This is a genomic window from Sphingobium sp. BHU LFT2 (genome assembly GCF_018604485.1).
Classification (GTDB): domain Bacteria; phylum Pseudomonadota; class Alphaproteobacteria; order Sphingomonadales; family Sphingomonadaceae; genus Sphingobium; species Sphingobium yanoikuyae_A.
On the sequence record NZ_JAFCGW010000010.1, the window covers coordinates 158905 to 185350 of the forward strand.

The window sequence follows — 26446 nt, forward strand, 5'->3', positions numbered from 1 at the left end:
CGCAAACGGTATCGAATGTCGGAATCGGACCACTAGATGCGCCGGTACCGGAAATACCAGACCTCATGGCCCAGGCGCCGGGCCTTGGCCTCGTAGCGGGTTTCGGGCCAGCCGCCCGGACGGGTCAGGAAATCCTTGGGATCGCTCGCCAGCCAGTCGAATTCGGGATGGCCGTTCATGACCATCAGCGCCCAGCGCAGATAGACCGGATGATCGGTGCCGAAGCGGAACTCGCCGCCGGGCTTGAGCTTCCTGGCGATCATCTCGACCGGGCCGGGGTTCATCATCCGGCGCTTGGCATGGCGGGCCTTGGGCCAGGGATCGGGATGGAGCAGATAGACGAAGCTGAGCGATCCGTCGGGGATGCGCGACAGTACATCGAGCGCGTCACCCATGTGCAGCCGGACGTTGCCGAGCGCGCCGTCGCGGATATGGCCGAGCGCCTGGACCACGCCGTTCAGGAACGGCTCGCAGCCGATGAAGCCATGGTCGGGCAGCATGTCGGCGCGATAGGCCATATGCTCGCCGCCGCCGAAGCCGATCTCGAAATGGAGCGGGCGGTCATAGCCGAACAGGTCGGCGGCGGTGACGTCGCCTTCGGCCGGCACGGAAACGGCGGGCAACAGCGTGTCGACCAACTCCTGCTGGCCCTTGCGGAGCTTGGGGCCGGACTGGCGGCCGTAAAGGCGGTTGAGGGTGGTCGGGTCGCCCGATTTATGCGCGGTCATGGGGTGGGCCGATAGCGGGGGCGGGCCGATGGAGCAAGCCGCAGCGCTTGCTGTCGCGATTTTGACACTGATCCGATTATGGGGGATCAACTCCATCCATCCAGGGTCGCAAATTTGATTCGCTTCGAAGACGAAGCTTGTGAAATTGCCTGGGAGGCGGATCGATGGCTGACTATATAGGCAGCGCGGACGATGATATTTTCGGGATCGGCATCACTTACGAGTATAATTTCTTCGACGGCCGGAATGGTTACGATCGAATCGCATTTGATCAGTCTGCTTCAAGCGTGTGGTCATCTATCTCTATCGGCATGAGCTACCCAATATGTGGTTCAGTTCGATAGATTTTGGATATGGAAATAGTCCCTATTATTCTCGCGCAGTACAGAAATATACGAATATCGAAGGCATAAGTCTCGTGCTGGGCGAGGCAGATGATTTTCTGACAGTTGAGGGGGATACGGATGGTGTCCCACTGTTCGTTGACGGCGGCGGCGGGCCGGATAGCATCAGTTATGCTTCTTCCAGCAGCGAGGGTGTCATATTTGCCCTCGATGCGACGCCCGGCGTGATTAATCGGATTGACGAGAAGGACGTGACGTTCGTCAACTTTGAACGCCTGCAGTTCTGGGCAAGCGGTGGCAATAATGTTGTGACTGGTGCAGAGCGCAGTGATCGCCTGTCAACGGGGACGGGGAACGACATTCTATATGGCTTGGGCGGCCATGATGATCTGTACGCCGGCGACGGGAATGACTTGGTCGAAGGAGGCGCGGGTGACGATGTCCTTGATGGCGGAAGTGGCAACGATACGCTCAGCTATGCGCATGCGGTGGCCGGCGTTCGGGTGACGCTGGGGACGAAGCTCTACCAGGATACGGGCGGCTCGGGGTTCGACCAGGTCAGCGGTTTCGAGAATATCCGGGGATCGGCGTTCAACGATGATCTGACGGGCGACAATGGAAATAATATCCTGAGCGGACTGGCCGGCGCGGACCGGATGGTGGGGCGGGGCGGTGACGACCAATATTGGGTCGACACTATCGGCGATGTGGTGATCGAGGCGCCGGGCGAGGGCAATGATCTGATCGTGAGTTCGCGCTCGATCGACCTGTTAAGCATGGCGGATGTCGAGAATGTGCGGCTGGTCGGCGGGCGATCGCTCAATCTCAACGGTAATGCATTGGACAATGTGCTGCAGGGCAATGCGGGCGACAATATCCTGCGCGGCTTTGGCGGGCATGACGTGCTGACCGGCGGCGCGGGCCGGGATATTTTCGGTTTCGATCGGACGCCGGGCATGGGAAATCTGGTGACGATCACCGATTTTGTCGTGGGCGAGGACCGGATCGATCTGGTCGGGACAGCCTTTGCTGCGCTCGCGCCGGGGGCATTGTCAGAGGGCAGCTTCGCGTCGGGCGGCATGGCGAGCAACGCGGACGATCGCATCCGATGGTGCGACGGGCGGCCTATTCTATGACGCCGATGGTTCGGGGGTGGGCGAGGCGGTGCAGTTCGCGACGCTGTCGCCGGGGCTGACGCTCGCCAATACCGATTTCTGGGTGGTCTAGCATCGGACTATCTATCCCTTCCCGCCACCTTTCATGCAGTGGGGTGGGGGAAGGGACAGAGGACAAGGGCCATGGGATGCCGAACAGGGGAGAGCGGCAGGATGGCCCTTGAAGCTGGCTAGAGCGGTTTCCACACGATCTGACTCGTCAGGGATTCCCTTCGCGGCGCCGTTGTGATTCAGCCTTCCTGCTGGTGGCAGGAGGCCAGCATGGATGGCACGAACGCTATCACAGGATCTTCGGGACCGAGTTGTCGCAGCGATTGATGGTGGGCTGAGTTGCCATGCGGCAGCGGCCCGCTTCGGGGTCAGCGTGTCGAGCGCGATCCGCTGGCGACGGCTTGCGTTGGAGCATGGCCGGGCCGTTGCCAAGCCGCGCGGCGGTGACCGGCATTCAGGTAAGATCGAAGCGCACGGCGGCTTCATTCGGGAACTGATCGCCGAGCAGGGCGACATGACCTTGGTCGAGGTTCAGGCGCGGCTGATCGAGCGTGGGGCCCCGGTCGGTATCGGCACGGTGCATCGCTTCTTCGTGCGTCACGGGATCACGCGCAAAAAAAGACCGGTCACGCGATCGAGCAGGACCGTCCCGACGTCCTGAGGCAACGGCAGCATTGGTTCGACGGCCAGATCGACCTCGAACCCGAACGCCTCGTCTTCATCGACGAGACGTGGACCGCCACCAACATGACCCGCAGCCATGGCCGCTGCCGGAAGGGCGAGCGGCTGCGGATGGGCTTCCCGCACGGCCACCGCAAGACCACCACGCTGGTCGCGGGCCTGCGCATGGATGGCATGGTCGCGCCGATGGTGCTGGACGGGCCGATCAACGGCGACTGGTTCGAAGCCTATGTCGCCCAGGTGCTGGTGCCCGAACTGCGTCCCGGCGACGTGGTCATCATGGACAACCTCTCGAGCCACAAACGGGCCGCCGTGAAGGAAAGGATCGAAGCTGCCGGCGCGACCCTGCGCTTCCTCCCGCCATACAGCCCGGACTTCAATCCAATCGAAAAGGCCTTCTCCCGGCTCAAGGCCATGCTCCGCAAGGCAGGAGAGCGCACCGTCAGCGGCCTGTGGGACCTGATCGGCAGGCTCGTCGATATCTTCAAGCCCGACGAATGTGCAAACTACTTCAAATCATGCGGCTATGAACCGGAATGAATGGAAACCGCTCTAGCCGTGGTGCGACCCGAAGGCTGGCCGGGAGGCAAGGCCCGACCGGTCTGTCCAGTTCGTCAGGTCACTTGCACTTGGCGAAGCGACCCTTGGCGTCCTTGCAGGGGCCCTTTTTGGGGGGCGCCTTTGGCGGACATTTGACGAACTTGCCCTTCGCATCCTTGCAGGGAGCTGCCAGTGCAGGAGCGGCACTGCCAACCAGAAATGCAAGGCTGATGAAGGCGGTAGCAAGAGGACGGGTCATGGCGTTGCCCTGGGTGGAGGGTGCCGGGCTCGACAGGGGTGCGAGCCCGACGCCCTCTCTATGCGCGGTTCCGCAGGTGCAGGCCAATGAACTTTTCGTCATGTTCCGGACAGGATGGCTCAGCCACGGTCGGCATCGGCCGCAGCATTGAACAGGTCGAGCATGGCGCCCAGCCGGGCAGCTTCCTCCTGTGTCAGCCCTTCGTCCCGGTCGAACAATGCGGCAAGCTTTTGCCCGCCGGCGCGGACTGCATCGGGATCGACGCGGGCGAGCAGTTCGGGAATGCCGGCAATCGCGCCATCGGGATCATGGCGCAGCAGCTTGGCCTGCTCGCGCACCAGCGTGCGGAACAGCGGCAGCGTCATGCCCGCGGGGAGCATGTCGATATGCAGCCGGCGTGCCTCCTCGAACCGGCGGGCGTCGGTCTGTTCGCGTGTGCGCAGCACATGGAAGATCGCCCGCAACTGCGCCTCCAGCAGGCCGCCTTCGTGCAGTTCGGCGCTGAGATGGGCCATTTCCTCGGCAACGAAGGTGCGATGTTCCGGCGTGTCGCCGGGGTGATGGCGGGGCGGGCGGCCATCCTGCGGGGCGACGCCCATGGCGGCCTGAACCAGCGGCGCGCCATAGATCGTATCGAAGCTGAGTGCCTGGAGCCTGTCGCGGGCATCCCGATAGGCGTCGAGCGCGCCGACCATCATGTTCGACACCATGGTCTGGCCGGCCAGGAAGCCATTGTCCGGGGCGACCGGGCGCCGATTGTCGCGCACGACCCCGGCCCAGCCCTCGACCAGTTGCGCCATGGGATGGTCGCTCGACCAGCTGTAGGACAGGCGCATCGGGTGCCATTGCGCCAGCCAGTCGGCCAGTTGCGGGCTGGCCATCGCCTGCACCAGCGGCTGGGCGAAGCGGCGATACAGCTCCAGATTGGCTTCCGACGCACGGCGGGCGGCGACGAAGCGCCGTTCGCTGTCGAAATCCTGCTGCACGATTGCCTGGACATCGGCGATGCCGCGCCGCTGTATCGCCAGATACTGGCCGTCATCATCGACCGCGCCGGGCAGGGCACCGTCGGGATCCTGTTGCACCGTCGCCTGATAGAGGCCGGCGGGCAGCACGTCGATCAGGTCGATGGCGCTGACGAATTCGCGATGCTCCTTGCGCCCGACGCTGGCCGAGACGAAGATGCCGAGATGGCCGATACTGTCATGGGTGGCATAGATGATCGTCTGGTCATGGCTTACGATCTCGGCGTCGTTGCGATAGAGATCGGTGATCCAGCCCAAGGCCTGCGGCGGCGGGGTGATATTGTCGCCATGCGAGCAGAAGACCAGGATCGGCGAGCGGATGTTGCGTAGGTCGATGCGGATGCCATCCGAAGTCAGTAGCTGGGCGGTAGCGAGCCGGTTGCCGATGAAGAGATTGTCTACGATATACTGCATCTCGACATCGTTGAGATAGACATAGCCACCCCAATATTTCTCGAAGCCGAGATAGCGTGGGGCTTCGGTATCGACCTTGGAGTAAAGGGTGTAATCCTTTTTCCAGAGCGTGTTGGCGGGGTCGAGATTTTCGAAATTCTGCACCAGCCAGGCGCCGTCGAAGCGGCCGGCGCCCATGTCGCCGGTCATCGCCGTCGCCCTGCTGCCGCCCATCAGGCCGCCGCCATAGCGCATGACATTGTCGCCCGCCCAATAGGAGAGCGGGGCGCCGGCGACGATGATCGGGCCGAACAGCTCGGGCCAGACCGCGGCGGTCATCAATATCTGCCAGCCGGCCTGGCAATTGCCGATCACCACCGGCTTGCCGTCGGCGGAAGGGTGGAGTTCGCCGACATGGGCGACGAAGGCGGCCTCCGCCCGCATCACATCCTCCACCGTCTGGCCCGGAACCGGATTGGGAGTGAAGCCGATGAAATAACAGGGGTGGCCTTCGCGCAGGGCGGCGCCGATCTCGCTGTCGGGCTTGAAGCCGCCAATGCCGGGGCCATGACCGGCGCGCGGATCGACGACAATGACCGGGCGCTTGGCGGGATCGACCGGCAGGCCCTCTGGCGGGGTGATGCGGACCAGGCCATAATTGACCGGCCGGGGCAGGTCGGCGCCGGACAGGATGATCTCGCCATCGAAATTCAGCACATGGGGCACGCGTTCGGCCAGATGCGCCTTATACTGGTCGCCGCGCTGGCGCTTGACGTCGGCGAACAGGATGGCGCGTTGCAGCGCGTCGACGCCATAGTCGAAGGCCTGGCCGAACCAGTCGAGCGGCGGCCAAAGCGGGATGGAAGCGGTGGATGTTGTGGGTTCGCTGGTCGTCCTGGGCATGGCTGGCCTTCCGAAACGCGTTCAGACGTCGCGGCGGACCCCCATTCCTGACCGCACTGCATCATAACTCCGAGTCATGACAATGCGATGGAAAATCGTCTTATTTCGACAGGCCGGTAACAACTTGTGACGGACATGCGAAAAGGGCGCGGAAAGCATAGCTCTCCGCGCCCCTTGCTATTGGTCGTCAGACCGCAGGCCTCAGGCCAGCTTCGCCTTGAGCGCGTCAACCAGATCGGTCTTTTCCCAGGGGAAATAGTCGCCGTCGGGCGTGCGGCCGAAATGGCCGTAGGCGGCGGTCTTCTGGTAGATCGGCTTGTTGAGGCCGAGATGGGTGCGGATGCCCTTGGGCGTCAGGCGCACCAGGGTCGGCAGCACGGCTTCGATCGCCGAGGCTTCGACGGTGCCAGTGCCGTGCAGGTCGACATAGAGCGAGAGCGGTTCGGCGACGCCGATGGCGTAGCTGAGCTGGATCGTGCAGCGACGGGCGAGCCCGGCGGCGACGATGTTCTTCGCGAGGTAACGGGTGATATAGGCAGCCGAACGGTCGACCTTGGTCGGATCCTTGCCCGAGAAAGCGCCGCCGCCATGGGGCGAAGCGCCGCCATAGGTGTCGACGATGATCTTGCGGCCGGTGAGGCCGGCGTCGCCGTCGGGGCCGCCGATTTCGAACAGGCCGGTCGGGTTGACATAGATGGCTTCGTCGCCCGGCAGCCAGCCTTCGGGCAGGACATCGGCCATAACGCCCTTGACGTAAGCGCGCAGTTCGGCGCGGCTGTCGTCATTGTCCATGCCGGCGGCATGCTGGGTCGACACGACCAGCGCGGTCGCGCGGACCGGCTTTTCATCGATATATTCGAGCGTCACCTGGCTCTTGGCATCGGGTTCCAGGAAGGGAACGACCTTGCCATGGCGGTCAGCGGCCATGCGTTCCAGGATCTTGTGGGAATAATAGAGGGTGGCGGGCATGAGGTCGGGGGTTTCGTCCGACGCATAGCCGAACATGATGCCCTGGTCGCCGGCGCCTTCGTCCTTGTTGCCGCTTTCATCGACGCCCTGCGCGATGTGGGCCGACTGGCCGTGCAGGTTGTTTTCGAAGCGGAAGGTCTCCCAGTGGAAGCCGTCCTGCTCGTAACCGATGCGCTTCACGGTCGCGCGGACGGTCGCTTCGATCTCTTCCTGTGCGCCCGGTGCCCAGGCGCCATTTTCATAGACACCCTTGCAGCGGATTTCGCCGGCCAGGACGACGAGCTGGGTCGTGGTCAGGGTTTCGCACGCGATGCGCGCTTCGGGATCCTTGGACAGGAACAGGTCGACGATCGAGTCGGAAATCTGGTCCGCGACCTTGTCGGGGTGGCCTTCGGAAACGGATTCCGAGGTGAAGAGGAATTGGTTACGCATGAGACTCCCGTAAGGTGCTTGCGGACGAATGAACATAAAGAAAACTTTATGTGGCTATTAGCTTTTGCCTCTGCGCAAGGCAAGGGCCGTCCCGAGCAGGATCAGGAGGAAGGCGAAGGGCGCCCAGTTGCCCAGCCGCGCGAACAGGGGGGCAGGCAGCGGCGGCGGCAGGCGGCTGTCGAGATAGCCGGCGCGATGGCTGGACAGTGAATGCAGCACATGGCCGCGCGCATCGACGATGGCGGACACGCCGGTGGGCGTGGCGCGGATGATCGGCAGCCCTTCCTCCAGCGCGCGCAGACGGGCCTGGGCCAGATGCTGGACCGGCCCCCAGCTGCCGAACCAGGCATCGTTGGACGGGTTGAACAGGAAGTCCGGGCGATGGGCGCGGTCGACCACCTGGCCTGAAAAGATGATCTCGTAACAGATCTGCACGCCCATCTTGAGCGCGGGACGGCCAAGGGTGGCGGGCAGGGTCAGGCTCTGCGGGCCTGGGCCTGGCCAGAAATCGACGTCGCCCGGCACCAGCCGCGACAGGCCGATCGGCTGGAGGATGCTGCGCATCGGCAGATATTCGCCATAGGGGACGAGGTGCGCCTTGTCATAGCGGGCGGCAAGCTGGGCATCGGGCGTAACGACGAACAGGCTGTTGTTGGCGCCGGCCAGTTCGGTCGTGCCATAAGGCCCCTTGTCCTTGAAATAGACCTTGGTCGCGCCGGTCATCAACAGGTCGCCCGGCCCCATCAGGTCGGCGAGGCGCCAGCGCCATTCGGGTTCCATGTCGAGATAGGCGGGGATCGCTGCTTCGGGCCAGAAGATCAGGCGCGGGGCGGGGCGGGGCTGGCCCGATAGGGTGGCGAGGGTGCGGAAATGCGCCTGTTCCAGTTCGGCCGAATATTTCTCGTCCTGGCCGATATTGGGCTGGACCACGCGGATCAGCGGCGCGCCGGCGGGTGTCGTCGGCGCGGGCGAAAGCTGGCCCCAGAGCGCGAGGACGACGAGCGGCACGGCGATGGCGGCGGCGGGGCGATACTGGCGGCGCGCGGCGAGCAGGCAGGCGCCGGCGGCGAGTAGCACCAGCGCGCCCAGGCCATAGGTGCCGATCAGCGTCGCGGCGATGGCGGCGCCGGTCGGCAGCAGGGTGACACCCAGCGGGTTCCAGGCAAAGCCGGTGAAGATGGTGGCGCGCGCATATTCGCTGGCGATCCAGCAGCCGGCGAACAGCAGCAGGAAGGCCGGGCCGGTGAAGGCGAAACGGCGCCCGGCCCACCATGCGCCCAAGGTCGCGAGACCGGGATAGACGGCGAGATAGAGCGAGAGCAGGATCACAGCGCCATAGCCGAACCAGTGCGGCATCGCGTCCTGATAGGTGAAGGCGTGGGCGATCCAGTTGAGGCCCAGGGTAAAATGGCCGACCCCGAACAGCCAGCCGCGCAGGAAGGCGGCGCGGCGATCGGGCGCGCGCTCGATCAGCAGGATCAGCAGCGCGAAGCAGGCGATGGTGACCGGCCAGAGTTTCAGTGGCTCGAAACCGGTCGCCGAGAGGAAGCCGGCGAGCAGGGCAGCAAGCCGAGGATGGCGCGCGAGCAGGGCGTTCATCTGGGACAGATCAGGAGATGGTGGCCATGGTGGCGTTGGAGCAGCGATCGCTCTTCTGCCCGCCGCCCGACAGCATCGAGGCGGCGACGAAGCCACCGACCACCAGCACCAGGAACAACGCCGACAGCGGTGCCAGATATTTCTCGATGAACGCCTTGATCGGGCGGCCGAATTTCCAGAACAGGAAGCCCACGATCATGAACTGGAAGGCGCGGGACAGGATGCTGGCCCACAGGAAGGTGAAGAGCGACAGGCCGATGAAGCCCGCCGTGATGGTGATCAGCTTGAACGGGATCGGGGTGGCGCCCTTGATCAGGATGATCTCCGCGCCATAGTCGCGCAGATAGCAGGCCGCGACCGGGAATTTTGCCGACAGGCCAAGGAAATGCAGGATCTGTGCGCCGACCGCCTGATAGAGGAAATGGCCGATGCCATAGCCGAGCAGGCCACCCAGCACCGAAGCGATGGTGCAGATGAGGCCATAGCGGATCGCTTTTTCCGGCCGCGCCAGGCACATCAGGCCCAGCAGCGGATGCGGGGGGATCGGAAAGAAGCTGGATTCCATGAAACTGAAGGCAAAAAGCCAACGTTCGGCGTGCGGGTGAGCGGCCTTGGCCAGCATCCACTGATAGAGCTTGGTGAGCATCGTGAGCGGGCCTAGCTCAGTTGAACGGGGGCCGCCAGCGCTTTTGCCAGGACGACCATTTCCAGCGGCGGATCGAGCGGGATGGGGAAGGGGTGCTTCTCGTCGGTCAGCATATAGCCACGCCGCTGATAATAGGCGATCAGCTCGGGCCGCCGGTCGATCACCGTCATTTCGATCGTCGTCGCGCCGAAATCGCGCGCGGCCTGATCCTCCGCGGCGGCGATCATGCGGCGGCCAAGACCGGCGGCCTGAAGCTGCGGATCGATGCAGAGCAGGCCGAGATAGGCGACATCTTCCTCGCGCTTGCTGATCTGGACGCAGCCGATCGGCATGCCCTTGTCGTCGATCGCGACCAGCAGCCGGTCGGTCGGGCTGGCGAGGATCTCCTGCAATTCCTCGATATCGGTGCGGGCGTCGGCCAGCAGGTCGGATTCGAAGGTCCAGCCGGCCCGCGCCTCGTCGCCGCGATAGGCGCGCTCGATCACGCGGTGGAGCAAGGGCAGGTCGGCGGGGGCGGCAAGGCAGATATCCATGGCCCCGCCTTTAGCGGGCCGGCGATGGCTGCAAAAGCCCTGAAGAATGGATGTGGCGATGCTTGATCGGGACGCTGCGGCCGCGATAGGATCGGCGCAAACAGGAGAGCGCGATGCAGGATATGGGCGAGGGCAGTTGCCCCTTCAGCTTCAACATGGACCCGGCCAGCTTCAAGGTCGGCGATTCGGTCAGCTATCGCGTGACCGGCAGCCTGGAGGGATTTCCCTTTGCCGGGGTGCTGCTGGAAGTGCATGACGATCATGTGGTGCTGACGTCCGATGTCGACGACAAGGCCAGCCGGATGCGCGCCACGCGCGAGAGCCGGCCGGTGGTGCGCGAAGAGGATGTCTGCTGACGATTTTTCAGGGGGCGTTGCTGGTGATTGCAAGGGGGATGGTGGCGTTGGCGCTGGTGAGCGCTGCGCCGGCGATGGCGGCTGAAAAGAATGTCCGATATGCCAAGCCGGGAAATTGGGTGTTGCCACCGCCCGCGCCCACGTCGGGGGCAACGCCATCCGGGGCGGCGGTGCGTGTCGTTTATTCCGACATCCAGACCCGCGCCAGCGAGCAGGGAGACGAGGTCTATACGAGTTGGCGGATGAAGCTGTTGACCGCCGACGCCCTGGCGGTTGGCAATATCTCCGCGACATGGAATCCGGCGGCGGGTGGCGCAACGGTGCATCATCTGAACATCATCCGCGACGGCAAGGTCATCAATGTCCTGTCGGGCACGCGCTTTGCCGTGGTGCAGCGCGAAGCCAATCTGGAATCCGCTGCGCTCGACGGGCAATTGACCGCGACCCTGCAGGTGCCGGGATTGCAGGTCGGCGACGAGCTGGAATTTGCAGCGACGGTGCGCAGCAAGGATCCGACGCTGGGTGACCATCATTTCGGCTTTTCCATGCTGTCGCCGCTGGGCAATCCGGGCGCCTATCGCATGCGGCTGTCCTGGCCGAGCACGGTGCCGATCCATTGGCAGGCCAGTCCCGACATGGGGCCGATCGTGCCGCAGGCAGAGGGCGACCTGACCAGTATCAGCTATGAACTGCGCGATCCCGATGCATCGCTGATGACCGAAGGCGCGCCCGCGCGCTACAATATCCGGCGCCTGATCGAATATAGCAATTTTGCCAGCTGGAAGGACATGTCGACCCAGCTCTGGCCGCTGTTCGATCAGGCGGCGTTGATCGGCGCGGCATCCCCGCTGCGGCAGGAGATCGCCCGCATCGCTGCCCAGAGCAATGATCCAATGGGGCGGGTGCAGGCAGCGTTGCAACTGGTGCAGGACAAGCTGCGCTATGTCTATGTCGGGCTGGGCGGCGGCAATTATCGTCCGGCGACGGTGGATGAAAGCTGGAGCCGGCGGTTTGGCGATTGCAAGGCGAAGACGGTGCTGCTGATGGCGCTGCTGCGCGAACTGGGCGTGCCGGCCGAGGCCGTGCTGGTCAACAGCAATGGCGGTGACGGCTTGGACGCGCGCTTGGCCAGCCCGATGATGTTCGACCATGTGCTGGTCCGGGCACGGATCGGGGATCAATCCTATTGGCTGGACGGCACGCGTCAGGGCGATCGCGATATCGCGCGCCAGCGGCCGGTTCCCTATCGCTGGGTGCTGCCGCTTCGGCAGGAGGGGGCTGGGCTGGAGGCGGTCGCGGCAGGCGTTCCGCGCCAGCCTGATCTGGTCGAATATATCGACATCGATCAGCGCGCGGGGATCGACAAGCCGGCCAAGATCGTCGCCCGCAACATATTGCGCGGCGATGAAACCTATCAACTGCGGGTGCAACTGGCGGGGATGACCGCGCAGGACGCTGACCGGGCGGTGCAGACCTATTGGCGCCAGCAGGCCGGCTGGGTCGATGTCGACAAGGTTGGCTGGCGTTATGACGAGGCCCATGCCGCGCTGGTGCTGACGCTGGAGGGAACGGGCCGCCCCGAATGGAAGGGCAGCGACGAGGACGGCTGGTCCCATTATCTGTTCGGCGCGGGCTTCTATGCGCCGGACAATCGCAAGCGGCCCAGGGACCAGGACCAGACCGCGCCCTATGCGATCAATTTTCCGCGCTTCCGCTGCTATGCCACCGTGCTGCGCCTGCCCCGGCCAATGGGGGACTGGCACTGGAATGTCGCGGGCAAGCGGGTCAATCGCACGCTTGGCGGTGTCGCCTACTGGCGCGGCATATCGCTAATCGAAAATGTCGTGCGGTCGGTCCAGTCGAGCCATAGCCTGGTGCCCGAAATCAGCGCGGCCGAGGCCAATATCCTCAATGCCGCGATCCCCGGCTTCAACACCAGCATGACCCGCGTCGATCAGGATTCCAGCTTGCAGGCGGATGTCGGACGCCCGGAACCGATGCTGGCCAAGGGGGATGAGATCGACTGGCTGGACGATGCAACGCCGTGCGACGGGCCGCCGCCCGTCACGCCATAGGGGCGGTCCGTCGGCGGATGGGGGCGATATGGGCGACATTACCGATTTGTCAGCCGCCACGGCGTTGACTGTGCGGTGCCGTCTGGGCATGACGCGCAACGCATAGAGACCGGTCGGCACGCTTGATAATTTCGCATATTCCCTGGGACAAGTTGCGGCAGCGGGCCGGCGGCCTGGCATTCGCGCTGGTGCTGAACGCGATCCTGCTGCTGGCGCTGCTGACGATGGCGCCGCATATCGACCCCAAGAAGGTCGAGGATCGCAATCCGGTGAGCTTCGATATCGAGCCGGCCAAGCAGGCGAACAAGGAAAAGTCCAAGGCGCAGAAGGCGGAAAAGCGCGAGCGGGATACCGCCGCGCCAAAGCAGAAGAGCGAGCCGGTGGTGACGCCGCCCCGGCCGGTCGAGACGCCGAGCGTGCAGCCGCCATCGCCTTTCCCCTTCATCACGCTCGACAGTCGCCAGATGGCCGCGGCCGATATCGGCAAGATGGAAAAGAAGACCGCGGGCGTCGGCGACAGCGGCACCGGCAATGCCAAGGCGATCGTCGGGCCGGGCGAGGGGCCGGGCGGCGTGCAATTGTTCGAGGCGGAATGGTATCGCCGGCCGACCCACGCCGAATTGTCGAGCTATCTGCCCGCCAATGCGCCGGCGCAGGGCTATGGCCTGGTCGCGTGCAAGACGATCGACCATTATCATGTCGAAAATTGCCAGATGATCAGCGAATATCCGACCGGATCGGGTTTTGGCCGCGCGGTGCGCCTGGCCGCCTGGCAATTCCTGGTGCGCCCGCCCCGCGTCGACGGCAAGCCCCAGGTCGGCGCCTGGGTCCGCATCCGCATCGATTATACCCGGACGGTTATCGGTGGCAGCGCTGGCGCGGATGATGACGGGCGCTGAGGCGGCGTAGGCCGGGTAGCGACCATTTTGGGACGTCAAAACAAAATTGCCACTTTTCGATAGCAGACGGTCCAATGCGCGATTAGACGCATTGTATGGATTGGCCGATGTTATTGATTGGGGTCGGGGCATTGGCCTTGCTAGCGATTGGCCTATTGACCAACAACATGCCGAATTCTGTAGGAATGCCTTCTCGTGAGAAGAACCCCTATATGTTTTGGGCGTTGGCGATGACTTATGGGTTGATTGGATTTACCTTCGTCATCAAAAGCCTGCTGGGCTAAAGCACTCTGTCGGAGCGATGGCGGATTCCTTTAATGGGCAGCCCAAAAGCTGCCATTCCGCTCCCCAGCCATCGCCCCAGGGCAGGACAATCGGTCCGGCTTGATCCCCTTCCGGTCGCGGCCTACACCCGCGGCATGACTATTGCCTCCTATCCGGCGCTGCGCATGCGCCGTACCCGTGCCACCGCCTGGAGCCGGGCGATGCATGCCGAAAACCGCCTGTCGCCCAGCGATTTCATCTGGCCCCTGTTCGTGACCGAAGGGGACGGCGTCGAGGAGCCGATCGCGGCGCTGCCCGGCGTGTCGCGCTGGTCGGTCGATCTGATGGTGGCGCGGGCGAAGGAGGCGCGCGACGCCGGCATTCCCTGTCTGGCGCTGTTCCCCAATACCCAGGCCGACCGTCGCAGCGACGATGGCGCCGAGGCGCTGAACCCCGATAACCTGATGTGCCGGGCGATCCGCGCGATCAAGGATGCAGTGCCCGATATCGGCGTGCTGACCGACGTGGCGCTCGACCCCTATACCGCCCATGGCCAGGACGGGCTGCTCGACGAAACCGGCTATGTGATCAATGATGCAACGATCGACATGCTGATCGGCCAGTCGCTTAACCAGGCGGCGGCGGGCGCAGACATCATCGCGCCCAGCGACATGATGGACGGCCGGATCGGCGCGATCCGCGAGGCGCTGGAGGAAACCGGCCATGCCAATGTCCAGATCATGGCCTATGCCGCCAAATATGCCAGCGCCTTCTATGGCCCGTTCCGCGACGCGGTGGGGTCGCGCGGGTTGCTGAAGGGCGACAAGAAAAATTATCAGATGGACCCGGCCAATGGCGAGGAGGCGTTGCGCGAGGTCGCGCTGGACCTGGCCGAGGGCGCGGATAGCGTGATGGTGAAGCCGGGCCTGCCCTATCTGGATATTGTCGCGCGGGTGCGCGATCGTTTCTCCGTCCCGGTCTTCGCCTATCAGGTATCGGGCGAATATGCGATGATCGAGCATGGCGCCGCCGCCGGCTCGGGCGATCGCGATGCGCTGATCCTGGAAACGCTGATGGCGTTCAAGCGGGCCGGCTGTTCGGGCGTGCTGACCTATCATGCGCTGCACGCGGCGCGGCTGCTGAATGGTTGAGGCGCAGATGACCGATCATCCCGCCGACCATCCTGATGTTTCGATCATCCCGCTGAACGGCAAGGCGCCGCTGATCCACCCCAGCGCCTTCATCGCGCCGGGATGCCGGATCATCGGCGATGTCGAGATCGGCGCGGATGCCAGCATCTGGTATAATTGCGTGATCCGGGGCGATGTGAACCATATCCGCATTGGCGCGCGCACCAATATCCAGGACGGCACGGTCGTCCATTGCGACAGCCCCGGCGACGGCCGTCCGGGCTATCCGGCGGAGGGCTATCCCACCATCATCGGCGAGGATGTGCTGATCGGCCATATGGCGATGGTCCATGGCTGCGTGCTGGAGGACCGTGCGTTCGTGGGGCTGGGCGCGATCGTGATGAGCGGCTGCACCGTGGAGAGCGACGCGATGCTGGCGGCCGGCGCGCTGCTCTCGCCCGGCAAGACGGTGTTGCACCGGCAGCTCTGGGCCGGGCGCCCGGCCAAATATATGCGCGACCTGACCGACGAGGCGATCATCACCATGCGCGAGGGCGTCGACCATTATGTCCATAATGGCAAGGCGCATAAGGGCGCAGTGCGCCAGATGGGCTGAAAACCGGCGCATTTCCGGTTTCTGGCGATCCGTCGTCGTCAACCAATTGTCCGACATTATTTTGCGAAAATTGCGTGAATTAGCAATTAATCAAGTTTTTGCGCGGAATGGCAGTCCCGACATTTCATTCGGGATTATCCATGAAATTCCGCAATTTATTTCTGAGGCATGACGGTAGTGTCAGTGTCGTCGCTGCCCTGTCGCTGATCGGCGTCATCGGCATGGCGGGTCTCGCTGTCGATCTCAATCGCGGCTATGAGCGGCGGATCGCGACCCAGCGCGTGGCCGACATGGCGGCGCTGGCCGCAGCCGTCGCCTACAAGGCGGACGGATCGCAGGCGATATTGCGGCCCACCGCGGTCGATCTGGTCACCGCCCATGGCATCACCGATGCGACGATCGACGTCGCGCTGCTGGCCGACACGCCCGAAGCCGGCGCCAAGGCGGTGCGCGTCGAACTGACGACGCCGCTGCCGCTCAGCCTCAGCCGCATATTGGGCGCTGCGGCGACCATGCCCGTAAAGGTCAGCGCGATGGCGCGCCTGGCCGGCAGCGCGTCGGCAACGCCCTGCATCCTGGGCCTCGCCTCGTCTGGCAATGCGGTCGAGACGCAGGGCGGCGCGACAATCAACGCGACCGACTGTTCGGTGGTCGGCGCCGGATCGGTCAACAATGGTGGGTCGGGCATCACGGCCAAGGAAATCGTCTCGGGCGCGGCCGACATCATCAACAATTATGGCACATTGTCGGCCGATTTGCTGCGTTATGCGGGCAGCTTTTCCAATCCCAGCTGGAACGGCAATGTCCCGGCGGCGGACAAGCGGATCAACCAGTCGACCGCGATCAGCGACCCGCTCGCCAATTCGATGGATCTCGCCACCGCGCGGCAATTGCTCGGCACCTTCCGCACGCCACGGACCATCGCCAATCCGGTGACACCGGCCTGCGCCGACATATGGACGTTCGGCAATTCTCCCTCGGCCGGCGTGGCGCCCTTCCGTCAGGGCAATAGCGCCAAATTCACCGTGCCCGCCGGTAATTACTGCCTGTCGCGGATCACGATCGACGGCGGCATCACTGTCACCTTCCAGGCCGGCTCCACCGTCACCGTCGCCAATGGCGTGTCGGTTGGTGGCGGTTCGACTGTCAATTTCGGTGACAATGTCTGGCGGATCAATGGCGGCTTCAGCAGCGGATCGAGCGGTGTCACCTTCGGCAATGGCGAAGTGTCGATCGGCGCCGGCACGGTCAGCTTTGCGGGCACCAACCGGATCGGCACCGGGCCGGTCTCGATCGCCGCCAACATCACGCTGTCGGGCGGCACGTCGCTGGCGGTGGGCGCGGGCAGTCACGGCTTCAAGGGGATCAGCGTCGGCGGCGGCAGCTGGATGACGCTGGGCGATGGCGATCTGGACGTCGCCGGCCAGATCAGGATCGATGGCGATTCCACCCTGATCGCGGGCACCGGCAACTACACCCTGGCCAATGCCGGCGGCGACGCCATCACGTTGAGCGGCAGCGGCCGTTTCTTCATGGGCGACGGGCTGTTCAGCGCCAATGGCAATATCGTGACGGCCGGCGGCAGCCGCCTGGTCTTCGGCAAGACCGCCAATCACCTGATCAACGGTAATCTGTCGATCGCCGGATCGGTGCTGTTCGGCGCCGGGCGCTATACGGTGAGCGGCGGCCTGACCAATGGCACCGGCGGCACGACCTGGCCCTATACCTCACCGATCACCAACCAGAGCTGGGGCCAGACGCTGGAGGGCGTTTCGGTGTCCGGCTATGACATGGCCGGCGTCAATGTCAGCTTCATCCTGGGCGGGACGATCAACCTGGCCGGCGGCGCCAAGACTAAGCTGATCGCCCCTACCAGCACCGTCGAAGGCGCCGGCATCGCCGACATATTGGTCGACAGCCTGACATCGCAGGCGACCAACTGGGGCGCGGGATCACAGAATGTCTTTTCCGGCGTCGTCCATCTGCCCAATTCGGCGGTGACCATGTCGGGGGGCAACAACAGCCTGTCGGCGGGCCAGTGCTTCACCCTGATCGCCTATCGCGTCACGGCAAGCGGTGGCGCCAATGCGGGCACCGCCTGCAAGTCGATCAGCGATCTGGTCGGCGGCAGCGGCGGCGATGTGGAGTTGGTGGCATGATCGGTTGCTTGCGGAAATTGCGCCGCTCGGAACGGGGCGTCGCCACCGTCGAGTTTGCGCTGTGGCTGACCTTGTTCTTCACGATCAGCCTGGTCGCGATCGACATCGCCCAGTTCACCATCCAGCGCGGGCGACTGGCCGAGGCGGTGAGCGGCGCATCATTGTCGGCATTCAAGACGCGCGACGCGGTGCAGTTCCAGTCCATCCCCGCCTATGTCCAGGCGATGGCGGCGGCGCCGGGCCAAAGCCCGATCAATGTCACCGTGGGCTGCAATGGCGGGACCGGCAATTGCACGAACAGTTCCCGTGTCTGCGCCTGCCTCAGCCAGACGGGCAGCTTCATTCCGACCAACAGTTGCGGCCAGAGCTGTGGCAGCGGCGCGAGCGCGAACAGCCGGTCGGGCTATTATCTCGACATCGTCGCGAGCTATAAGTTCAACCCGCAATTCGTCCCGGCCCCGCTCGCGGAAAAGGCGGTCATCACCCAGAAGACGACGGTGCGCCTGCAATGACCCGATGGCTGAACCCTATCCGATCGAACCAGACGGGCGCGGTCGCGGTCGAATTTGCCCTGCTGGCGCCGGTCTTCTTCGCCTGCCTGTTCGGCGTGATCGAACTGGGACGGCTGGCCTGGACCAAGCAGGCGCTGCGCGAGGCTGCCTACAGCACGGCGCGCTGCCATATGGTCAATGACAGCGCGTGCGGCACCACGCAGCAGCAGATCAGCTATGCCGTGGCGCGGGCCAAGGCGAACGGCATCGTCATTGCTGCGGCCAATGTCAGCATACAGGATAATGTGGCGTGTCGCGGTGTCGGCCAGGCCAGCATGGTCGAGATCAACAAGCCGTTCAGCTCGCCGATCAGCCAGCTCGTGCCGCTGCCGACGACGGTGTCGGCGAAATCCTGCCTGCCGGGGCTGGCGGGCTGACAGATGGGCTAATGCCCAATGCTCCGGTCAGGGCTGGGGCAGGCGGTTCTTCAGCGCGTCGATGCGGTCATTCTGGCTGTCGACCATCGACAGGACGCTGGCGCGCGCCGCGTCGATATCCGCGACGCCGCCCTTTTCCGATCCATCGGCGACCGCGTTGGAGCGTTCGATGAACAGGGTGTCGAGGCTGGCGAGCGCGGACACGCTGTCGTTGCGCGCGGATTCGGCGGCGCTGATCGCAACCTGCGCCGCGACCCAGGCGTCGCTTGATACCGATGCCCGGCCGGCGCTGTTCACGGCGCGGTCGGCGCTGACATAGGCCTTGTCGAAATTGGCGCCGCCGCTCTGGGCCTGGCTGGTCAGCTGGCTGATCTGCGCCTTGAGCTTGTCGTCGGCCGGCGCGGGGAGCGGGGCGGCGGGCGCCTCGGCCATCGGTGCGCTTTCGACCGGGCGCTTGGCAAGCGAGGGATAGCTTTCATGCGCGCCGGCGCAGCCCGACAGGATCAGGGCGATGGTGGGAAGAAAGCGACGCGTGATCATGATCTGCATCTAGGGCGGGACGGGGGAAGGCGCAATGGCGTAACCCCGTCCCCTCTATAGATTAGATTAGCGGGGCAGGGCGGCGGCTTCGCGCGCCAGTGCCTCGATCTTGTCGGGATCGACCGGCCCCTTGGGCACGACCCAGCTGCCGCCGACGCATTTGATGAAGGGCTGGGCCAGCCATTCGGGCGCGCTCTGGGCGGTGATGCCGCCGGTCGGGCAGAAGCGGGCGGTGTGGAGCGGCGCAGCCAGCGCCTTGAGCGCCGGAAGGCCACCCGAGGTTTCGGCCGGGAAGAATTTGAAGTGGGACAGGCCCATGTCCATGCCGCGCATGATGTCGCCGGCCGTGGCGGTGCCGGGCAGGAAGGGGATGTTGGCGGCGATCGCGGCCTTGCCCAGCGGTTCGGTGAGGCCGGGGCTGACGATGAAGCGGGCGCCCGCTTCCATCGCGGCGTCGAGCTGGGCCGGGTTCAGCACCGTGCCGGCGCCGACGATCGCGCCCTCGACCTTCGCCATCTCGCGGATGACGTCGAGCGCGGCGGGGGTGCGCAGCGTGACTTCAAGTGCGGGCAGGCCGCCCTTCACCAGCGCTTGGGCAATGGGGAGCGCATCCTCGACCCGATCGACCACCAGCACCGGGATCACTGGGGCCAGTTCCATCACCTGTTCGACGGTCAAGCTCATGCATTCTTCTCCCTAAAGGCCGCGGCAGCGCCGAACAGGCCGATTTCTTCATGGATCGCGCAGCGGATCGGCACGGTTGCCATCAGGCTCTCGAACCGGCCCTTGGCCTTGAAGCGGGCGTGGAAGCCGCTCTGTTCGAGAAAATCCTTCATCCGCTGGGTGAGGCCGCCGGCCAGTACCACCGCATGGGGGCCATGCGCCAGTGCCAGATCGCCCGCGACCGAGCCATAGCAGAGGCAGAAGCGGTCGAGCGCGCGACGGGCGAACTCGTCGCTGCCGTCAAGCGCGGCCTGCCACAATTCGGGGTCTTCCATCAGCATGACCCGGTCATGGCCGATGGTGGCGAGCGCCTTGTAGATATAGTTGAGGCCCGGACCCGACACGATCCGCTCGGTCGAGACGCGCAGGAACTTGTCGCGCAGATAGTCGAGGATCTTCACCTCGATCTGGTCGAGCGGGGCGAAGTCGAGATGGCCGCCCTCGGTCGCGATGACATGGGGATGGCCATCATCATAGGCTATCATCGCGACGCCAAGGCCGGTGCCGGGACCGACCACGGTGACGCCGCCGTCGCGCGGGAAGGGGCGGTCCTCGCCGAACAGCAGGGGCAGATTTTCGTCGGGCAGGCGCGAGACGGCGTGGGCCACCGCCTCGAAATCATTGACCAGGCGCACGGTGCGCAGGCCCAGATCCTCCGCCAGCGTGTCGGCGCGGATCACCCAGTTGCTATTGGTCAGCTTGATGACCTCGCGGCCGATGGCGGTGGCAAAGGCGATCGAGGCGGCGTCGGGCAACGGGGTGTCGCTATCCTTGCTTTCGTCTTCGACGAACGCGCCCCAGCAGGCCTGGAGGCTGGGATAATCGGCGACCTTGTATTTGCGGACAGTGCCGAGTGTCGGCACGCCCTTGTCGTCCAGCGAGGCGCGGGTGAAGCGCGCATTGGTGCCGCCAATGTCAGCGGCGATGATGTCGGTCATTTGTCTCTCTCTCCGGACATCCGCGCCAGCGCATCCGAGTGCGCCGGCACGAATGGCTGTGCTTATATCGCGAGTTCGGCGTCCATCGCGGCGAGGATCGGGGAAGCGCCCTGTTCGGCAAGGTCGCTATTGTGGCGGAACAGCGCGAACAGTTCGCGGCCGGTGTCATAGGGCGGGGGCGGGGCGGCGGGAATGTCGCGCGCGTCCCAGGTGGCGGCATCGACCAGTGCTTCGACCTGGCCGCTTTCCGCGCAGACGCGGACGAGGTCGCCGTCACGCAGCTTGCCGATCGGGCCACCACCCAGCGCTTCGGGCGACAGATGGATGGCGGCAGGCACCTTGCCCGACGCGCCCGACATGCGGCCGTCGGTCAGCAGGGCGACCTTGAAACCGCGATCCTGCAGCACGCCCAGCGCCGGGGTCAGCTTGTGCAGTTCGGGCATGCCATTGGCACGCGGGCCCTGGAAGCGGACGACGACGACGACGTCACGTTCCAGTTCGCCCGCCTTGAAGGCGCGCAGCACATCGTCCTGATCGTGGAAGATCGCGGCCGGCGCTTCGATCGTCCAGCGTTCCTTGTCGACCGCGCTGACCTTCATCACGCAGCGGCCAAGATTGCCCTGGAGCAGCTTCATGCCGCCATCGGCCTGGAACGGGTTGGAGGCCGGGCGCAGCATCGTCTCGTCGCGGCTGGCGGGGACATCCTGCCACACCAGCGCGTCATCCTGCAGCACCGGTTCCTTGCCATAATCGGTCAGATCCTGGCGCGCGACGGTCATGATGTCGCGGTGGAGCAGGCCGGCGTCGAGCAGTTCGCGGATGATGACGGCCATGCCGCCCGCCGCGTGGAAATGGTTCACGTCGCCCGAGCCATTGGGATAGACGCGCGCCAGCAGCGGCACCACGTCCGACAGTTCGGCAAAGTCGGTCCAGTCGATATGGATGCCGGCCGCGCGGGCGATGGCGGGCAGGTGGATCGCGTGGTTGGTCGAACCGCCGGTGGCCATCAGGCCGATGATCGCGTTGACGATCGCCTTTTCATCGATGCAGTGGCCGAGTGGGCGATAGTCATTGCCGTCCCAGCCGATGTCGGCGATGCGATGGGTGGCCGCGCGGGTCAGTTCGCTGCGCAGCTTCGTGCCCGGATTGACGAAGGCGGCGCCGGGCATGTGCAGGCCCATGACTTCCATCATCATCTGGTTGGAGTTGGCGGTGCCGTAGAAGGTGCAGGTGCCCGCGCCGTGATAAGAGGCGCTTTCGCTTTCCAGCAGTTCCTCGCGACCCACCTTGCCCTCGGCATAGAGCTGGCGGATGCGGACCTTTTCCTTGTTGGCGAGGCCCGAGGGCATCGGCCCGGCCGGGATCAGGATGGTCGGCAGATGGCCAAAGCGCAGCGCGCCGATCAGCAGGCCCGGCACGATCTTGTCGCAGATGCCGAGCATCAGATTGCCCTCGAACATCGCATGGCTGAGCGACACGGCGGTCGACAGGGCGATGGTGTCGCGGCTGAAAAGGGAGAGGTCCATGCCGGCCTGGCCCTGGGTCACGCCGTCGCACATGGCGGGCACGCCGCCCGCCACCTGCGCCGTGGCGCCGATCTCGCGCGCGGCGATCTTGATCTGCTCGGGGTAGCGGCCATAGGGCTGATGGGCCGAGAGCATGTCATTATAGGCGGTGATGATACCGATGTTCATCGCCCGGCCGGTGCGGATGACAGCCTTGTCCTCGCCGCTGGCGGCAAAGCCATGGGCGAGGTTGCCGCAGGACAGCTGGGCACGGTTGGTGCCCGCGTCGCGGCCGCGCTCGATCAGGTCGAGATATTTGAGGCGCGTCGCCGCACTGCGTTCGGTGATGCGTTCTGTGACCTTGGCGATCACCGGGTGAAGATCAGTCATGCCAGCTGGCTCCGTCGCGTTCGATTAGGGCAATGGCCGAGGACGGCCCCCAGTTCCCGGAGGAATAGGTCGACACCTTCATGTGCGCCTCCTTCCATCCGTCGATGATGGAATCGATCCAGGCCCATTGGGCTTCCACCTCGTCGCGGCGGACGAACAAGGTCTGGTCGCCGGCGAGCAGGTCCAGGATCAGTCGTTCATAGGCGATGCGGCGACGCTGGCCGGCAAAGGCGGCGGTTAGCGACACGTCGAGCGTCACTTCCTCCAACTGCACCTGCCGCTCCAGTCCCGGCCGCTTCGACATGATGGTCAGTCGAATATATTCTTCCGGTTGCAGGCGGATCACCAGCGTGTTCGGTTCCAGCCCGGAGCCCCCACCCGAATGTTGCCCGTCACGGCCGAAGATCGAATGGCGCACCGGCTTGAACTGGATCATGATTTCCGACTGGCGCGCGGGCAGCCGCTTGCCGGTGCGCAGGTAGAAGGGCACACCCTGCCAGCGCCAATTGTCGATATGCGCCTTCAGCGCGACGAAGGTTTCGGTGTCGGACGGCTGGCCCAGTTCGTCGGCATAGCCGGTGACGATCTGGCCGCCGACGGCGCCGGGCGTATATTGGCCGCGCACGCTATGGGTCTTGACCGTTTCCGCGGTCATCGGACGCAGCGAACGCAGCGCCTTCACCTTCTCGTCGCGCACGGCCGTGGGGTCCATCCGCGCGGGCGGTTCCATCGTCAGGATGGAAAGGATCTGGAGGATATGGTTCTGCACCATGTCGCGCAACGCGCCGACACCGTCATAATAGGAGACGCGGCCTTCAAGTCCCACGGTTTCGGCGACGGTGATCTGGACATGGTCGATCGCGGTGGCGTTCCACAGCGGTTCGAACATGACATTGCCGAAGCGGAGCGCCAGCAGGTTCTGGACGGTTTCCTTGCCCAGATAATGGTCGACGCGGAAAATCTGCTCTTCAGCGAACAGGTGGCCGATGCTGTCGTTCACCACCTTGGAGGAAGCGAGATCCTTGCCGATCGGCTTTTCCATCGCGATCCGCGTCCTGGGCGTCAGCAGGCCGGCGTCGGCCAGTCCTTGAGCGGTCGGGCCGAACAGCGAGGGCGGGGTGGAGAGATAGACGGAAATGCCGCGTTCCAGGCGTCCATCGACGCGCTCGGCCAGCTCTGCGAAATGGGCGCCGTTGCTGGAATCGACCGGCTGATAGAGGATCATCGCGCGGAAACGCGCGGCGATGTCGGCATCATAGCGGTCGGCCGGCAGGAACTGCTTGAGCGCCGCGCAGACTTCCTCGCGAAAGGCCTCGTCATCCATTTCGGTGCGGGCCGAAGCGATGATCAGGAAATCGTCGGGCAGCAGTCCGTCCGACAGAAGATTGTAGAGCGATGGGAAAATCATGCGCCGGGCAAGATCGCCGGTGGCACCGAACAACAGGAACGTGGCAGACGGTTCGGTCAAAGGACAGTCCTTCTCCGTTAGTTATCTATATCTGCACGATGCGGCTCTTATACCGGCCATGCTTCGTTACGCAAGCAGGCTATAGGCAGGAAAATGATGCTGCAACTGCGAACGACTCGCGGGAAGGCGGGGCGGTCCATGGCGTCGGTCAGCAGGCGGTGCGCAGGCCCCGGCGCCAGTTGAGGATATGCGCCCCGGCCAGCAGGGCGCTGCCGCCGACGGTCCAGATCGCTTCGCTCAATGGGGTGCGGGCCAGCAGAGCGCCCACGGCCATCAGGGACAGGCCGGCCAGGCCGATGCCGAGCGGTAGCGCGGCGCGGTGGCGGCGCCAGCCCTGCAACAGAGCGAGCAGGCTGGTCGGCACGGCGACGGCGAGCATCAGCAGGTGGAAGGATTCGCCCGGATCGATCCGCGCGGCGATGGTCGGCAGCAAGGCGAAGAGCAGCGGCAGGCCCAGGCAATGGACGGTGCAGAGCGCGGAGGCGCAGATGGCGAAGCCGTCCAGCCAGGAGCGGGGGCGGCCGGCCGGATCGCGTTCCGGCGCTTCGCAATGGGGCATGATGGTTCCTAAATGATATAATATTACATTTTCTCCGGCCATATCGATATGGGGGCATGGGAAGTCAAGGGCAGGGGTGGAAGGCGCTGCTGGAGTGATGGATTGACGGCGTAGAAAGCGCTTTTGTTTCAACGCTGTCTTGCCGTGCTGCGGAGCGCGGCTTATCCCGTCTGCGGTCTTTGGGGGGAATAGTGATGAAGCATGGGGTTGCGCGCCTGGCGTTGCTGGCGGGTGGGCTGGCGATGTTGGCGGCTTGTGGCGGTGGCGGGTCGGACAGTGCGGGCACTGCGCCGCCGACCGTGACGCCCACGCCCACGCCCACGCCCACGCCGACAGCGACCTGTTCGCTGCGCGAACGGCAGGATTGGGCCGCGGCGACGCTCAAGGAATGGTATCTTTTCCCCGAAACCCTGCCGTCCGCGCTCAGCCCGGCCGGCTATGCCAGCGTCGACAGCTATATCGACGCGCTGACACAGGGTGCGCGGTCGCAGCGGCGGGATCGCTATTTCACCTATCTCACCTCCATCAAGGCGGAGAATGCCTATTATCAGTCGGGGTCGAGCGCCGGCTTCGGCCTGCGCTTCGCGACCGACAGCGGGGGCACCCGCCTGTTCGTCATCGAATCGTTCGAGAACGGCCCGGCGCTCGCCGCCGGCATCGATCGCGGCGCGGAGATATTGGAGATCGGCACCAGCATCACCAACATGCGCAGCGTGTCGTCGCTGTTCGCGTCGGGCGGCGCCGATGCCGTGGCCGATGCGATGGGGCCGGACAGTGCCGGAACCACGCGGCTGCTGCGCATCGCCGACGCGACCAGTACGCGGACCGTATCGGTGACCAAGCGCGACTTCGACCTGATGCCGGTATCGAACCGCTATGGCGCGCGGGTGATCGACGATGGCGGCCGCCGCGTCGGCTATGTCAATCTGCGCACCTTCATCCTGTCGGCCGAACAGCCGCTGCGCGACGCGTTCGCCGGTTTCAAGTCGCAGGGCGTGACCGACATCATCCTCGACCTGCGCTATAATGGCGGCGGCCTCGTTTCGACGGCCAAGGTGCTGGGCGATCTGCTCGGCGGCAACCGGGCGCGCACCGACATCTTCATGCGTATGACCTATCGCCCGGAAAAGAGCGGCCAGAACCAGACCCATTATTTCGAGCCGCTGGCGCAGTCCGTCGCGCCCACCCGCATCGCCTTCATCGGCAGCGGCGGCACGGCGTCGGCCAGCGAAGGCGTCATCAACGCCTTCATCCCCTATCTGGGTGCGCAGGCGGCGCTGATCGGCGCCAATACCTATGGCAAGCCGGTCGGGCAGATCGCGATCGATCGCGAAGCCTGTGACGACCGGTTGCGGGTGGTTGCCTTTGCGACCCAGAATGGCGCGGGCAACGCCGATTATTATGACGGGCTGGCGAGCAGCATGAAGGCCAGTTGTCAGGCATGGGACGATATCAGCTATCCGCTGGGCGATCCGCGCGAGGCGGCAACCCGGCAGGCGCTGGACTTCATCGCCGGGCGCAGTTGCACGCCGATCGGCGGCGCGGTGGCGACGCTCAGCCGCAAGGCCGTGACGTCGCCGGTGTCCGCCCCGCGCGAATTGCTGGCGCCGCAGCGGCCCAATCCGGCCCAGCGCGAGGTGCCGGGTCTGTTCTGACCAACCGGCCGATCAGGCGGCAG

At 64.8% G+C, this 26446-nt stretch carries 24 protein-coding genes; 12 read left to right on the forward strand and 12 right to left on the reverse strand.

Annotated elements, in window-relative coordinates; all coding sequences use genetic code 11:
- Positions 1 to 32: 32 nt before the first annotated feature.
- A complete protein-coding gene (gene trmB, locus JQK15_RS18080) occupies positions 33 to 728 on the reverse strand; it encodes a tRNA (guanine(46)-N(7))-methyltransferase TrmB (protein ID WP_169860371.1) in 696 nt (231 codons plus the stop codon).
- 289 nt (positions 729 to 1017) lie between these two features.
- Between trmB and JQK15_RS18085 the strand changes: the two genes are divergently transcribed.
- Together JQK15_RS18085 and JQK15_RS18090 are read left to right on the forward strand one after the other, a co-directional pair.
- On the forward strand, positions 1018 to 2208 hold the full coding sequence (locus JQK15_RS18085; protein WP_214866695.1) for a calcium-binding protein: 1191 nt from the start codon (positions 1018 to 1020) through the stop codon (positions 2206 to 2208).
- 304 nt (positions 2209 to 2512) lie between these two features.
- Positions 2513 to 3459 (forward strand): IS630 family transposase gene (locus JQK15_RS18090; protein WP_103727307.1). Its coding sequence is split into 2 segments (ribosomal slippage): positions 2513 to 2849 and positions 2849 to 3459, totalling 948 coding nucleotides; the frame shifts between segments, so codons are not numbered across the junction.
- Between the two features lie 378 nt (positions 3460 to 3837).
- On the opposite strand, the gene JQK15_RS18095 is transcribed toward JQK15_RS18090, so the two are convergent.
- The 5 genes from JQK15_RS18095 to JQK15_RS18115 form a co-directional block, all read right to left on the reverse strand.
- Positions 3838 to 6039: a DUF3141 domain-containing protein gene (locus JQK15_RS18095; protein WP_214866696.1), complete on the reverse strand. Its 2202-nt coding sequence runs from the start codon at positions 6037 to 6039 to the stop codon at positions 3838 to 3840.
- 201 nt (positions 6040 to 6240) lie between these two features.
- Positions 6241 to 7440, reverse strand: a complete 1200-nt coding sequence (gene metK, locus JQK15_RS18100) for a methionine adenosyltransferase (RefSeq protein WP_214866697.1) — start codon at positions 7438 to 7440, stop codon at positions 6241 to 6243.
- Between the two features lie 57 nt (positions 7441 to 7497).
- On the reverse strand, positions 7498 to 9039 hold the full coding sequence (gene lnt / locus JQK15_RS18105) for an apolipoprotein N-acyltransferase (RefSeq protein WP_214866698.1): 1542 nt from the start codon (positions 9037 to 9039) through the stop codon (positions 7498 to 7500).
- A 10-nt stretch (positions 9040 to 9049) separates the two neighbouring features.
- Entirely contained in the window at positions 9050 to 9685 is a 636-nt protein-coding gene (locus JQK15_RS18110) for a YqaA family protein (protein ID WP_004212017.1), read from the reverse strand.
- A gap of 11 nt (positions 9686 to 9696) precedes the next feature.
- The gene (locus tag JQK15_RS18115; RefSeq protein WP_214866699.1) at positions 9697 to 10218 is read right to left on the reverse strand and encodes a GNAT family N-acetyltransferase; all 522 of its coding nucleotides are present in this window, start codon (positions 10216 to 10218) and stop codon (positions 9697 to 9699) included.
- Between the two features lie 113 nt (positions 10219 to 10331).
- Here JQK15_RS18115 and JQK15_RS18120 point away from each other — a divergent pair, with 113 nt between their 5' ends.
- From JQK15_RS18120 to JQK15_RS18160, 9 genes are all read left to right on the forward strand, one after another.
- Positions 10332 to 10574: a reeler domain-containing protein gene (locus tag JQK15_RS18120; RefSeq protein WP_004212020.1), complete on the forward strand. Its 243-nt coding sequence runs from the start codon at positions 10332 to 10334 to the stop codon at positions 10572 to 10574.
- Between the two features lie 23 nt (positions 10575 to 10597).
- Positions 10598 to 12649 carry a DUF3857 domain-containing transglutaminase family protein gene (locus JQK15_RS18125; RefSeq protein WP_353047221.1) on the forward strand — a complete coding sequence of 684 codons (2052 nt, stop codon included), beginning with the start codon at positions 10598 to 10600 and terminating at the stop codon, positions 12647 to 12649.
- A 122-nt stretch (positions 12650 to 12771) separates the two neighbouring features.
- Positions 12772 to 13548 carry a hypothetical protein gene (locus JQK15_RS18130; protein WP_010337365.1) on the forward strand — a complete coding sequence of 259 codons (777 nt, stop codon included), beginning with the start codon at positions 12772 to 12774 and terminating at the stop codon, positions 13546 to 13548.
- Between the two features lie 107 nt (positions 13549 to 13655).
- Entirely contained in the window at positions 13656 to 13832 is a 177-nt protein-coding gene (locus JQK15_RS18135; RefSeq protein WP_214866700.1) for a hypothetical protein, read from the forward strand.
- A 135-nt stretch (positions 13833 to 13967) separates the two neighbouring features.
- Positions 13968 to 14963 carry a porphobilinogen synthase gene (hemB, locus tag JQK15_RS18140; protein ID WP_010337968.1) on the forward strand — a complete coding sequence of 332 codons (996 nt, stop codon included), beginning with the start codon at positions 13968 to 13970 and terminating at the stop codon, positions 14961 to 14963.
- A 7-nt stretch (positions 14964 to 14970) separates the two neighbouring features.
- A complete protein-coding gene (locus tag JQK15_RS18145; protein ID WP_069338155.1) occupies positions 14971 to 15558 on the forward strand; it encodes a gamma carbonic anhydrase family protein in 588 nt (195 codons plus the stop codon).
- Positions 15559 to 15698: 140 nt separating this feature from the next.
- Entirely contained in the window at positions 15699 to 17717 is a 2019-nt protein-coding gene (locus JQK15_RS18150; protein ID WP_214866701.1) for a pilus assembly protein TadG-related protein, read from the forward strand.
- Entirely contained in the window at positions 17714 to 18229 is a 516-nt protein-coding gene (locus tag JQK15_RS18155) for a TadE/TadG family type IV pilus assembly protein (protein WP_214866702.1), read from the forward strand. Before JQK15_RS18150 ends, JQK15_RS18155 begins: the two co-directional genes overlap by 4 nt.
- A complete protein-coding gene (locus JQK15_RS18160; RefSeq protein ID WP_214866703.1) occupies positions 18226 to 18645 on the forward strand; it encodes a TadE/TadG family type IV pilus assembly protein in 420 nt (139 codons plus the stop codon). Before JQK15_RS18155 ends, JQK15_RS18160 begins: the two co-directional genes overlap by 4 nt.
- A 27-nt stretch (positions 18646 to 18672) precedes the next feature.
- Here the strand turns inward: JQK15_RS18160 and JQK15_RS18165 are convergent, their stop codons facing one another.
- The 6 genes from JQK15_RS18165 to JQK15_RS18190 all read right to left on the reverse strand — a co-directional run bounded on the left by JQK15_RS18165 (position 18673) and on the right by JQK15_RS18190 (position 24768).
- Entirely contained in the window at positions 18673 to 19194 is a 522-nt protein-coding gene (locus JQK15_RS18165) for a hypothetical protein (protein WP_214866704.1), read from the reverse strand.
- A gap of 57 nt (positions 19195 to 19251) precedes the next feature.
- Complete coding sequence (eda, locus tag JQK15_RS18170) at positions 19252 to 19869, reverse strand: bifunctional 4-hydroxy-2-oxoglutarate aldolase/2-dehydro-3-deoxy-phosphogluconate aldolase (RefSeq protein WP_099230394.1); 618 nt, start codon at positions 19867 to 19869, stop codon at positions 19252 to 19254.
- A complete protein-coding gene (glk, locus tag JQK15_RS18175; RefSeq protein ID WP_004212031.1) occupies positions 19866 to 20846 on the reverse strand; it encodes a glucokinase in 981 nt (326 codons plus the stop codon). Before glk ends, eda begins: the two co-directional genes overlap by 4 nt.
- A gap of 62 nt (positions 20847 to 20908) precedes the next feature.
- Positions 20909 to 22741, reverse strand: coding sequence for a phosphogluconate dehydratase (gene edd, locus JQK15_RS18180; RefSeq protein WP_214866705.1), 1833 nt, complete (start codon positions 22739 to 22741; stop codon positions 20909 to 20911).
- Complete coding sequence (gene zwf / locus JQK15_RS18185; RefSeq protein WP_004212033.1) at positions 22734 to 24209, reverse strand: glucose-6-phosphate dehydrogenase; 1476 nt, start codon at positions 24207 to 24209, stop codon at positions 22734 to 22736. The genes edd and zwf overlap by 8 nt, the downstream gene beginning before the upstream one ends.
- Positions 24210 to 24357: 148 nt before the next feature.
- The gene (locus tag JQK15_RS18190) at positions 24358 to 24768 is read right to left on the reverse strand and encodes a MerC domain-containing protein (protein WP_214866706.1); all 411 of its coding nucleotides are present in this window, start codon (positions 24766 to 24768) and stop codon (positions 24358 to 24360) included.
- Between the two features lie 194 nt (positions 24769 to 24962).
- Here JQK15_RS18190 and JQK15_RS18195 point away from each other — a divergent pair, with 194 nt between their 5' ends.
- Positions 24963 to 26423, forward strand: a complete 1461-nt coding sequence (locus JQK15_RS18195; RefSeq protein ID WP_214866707.1) for a S41 family peptidase — start codon at positions 24963 to 24965, stop codon at positions 26421 to 26423.
- Positions 26424 to 26446 lie beyond the last annotated feature (23 nt).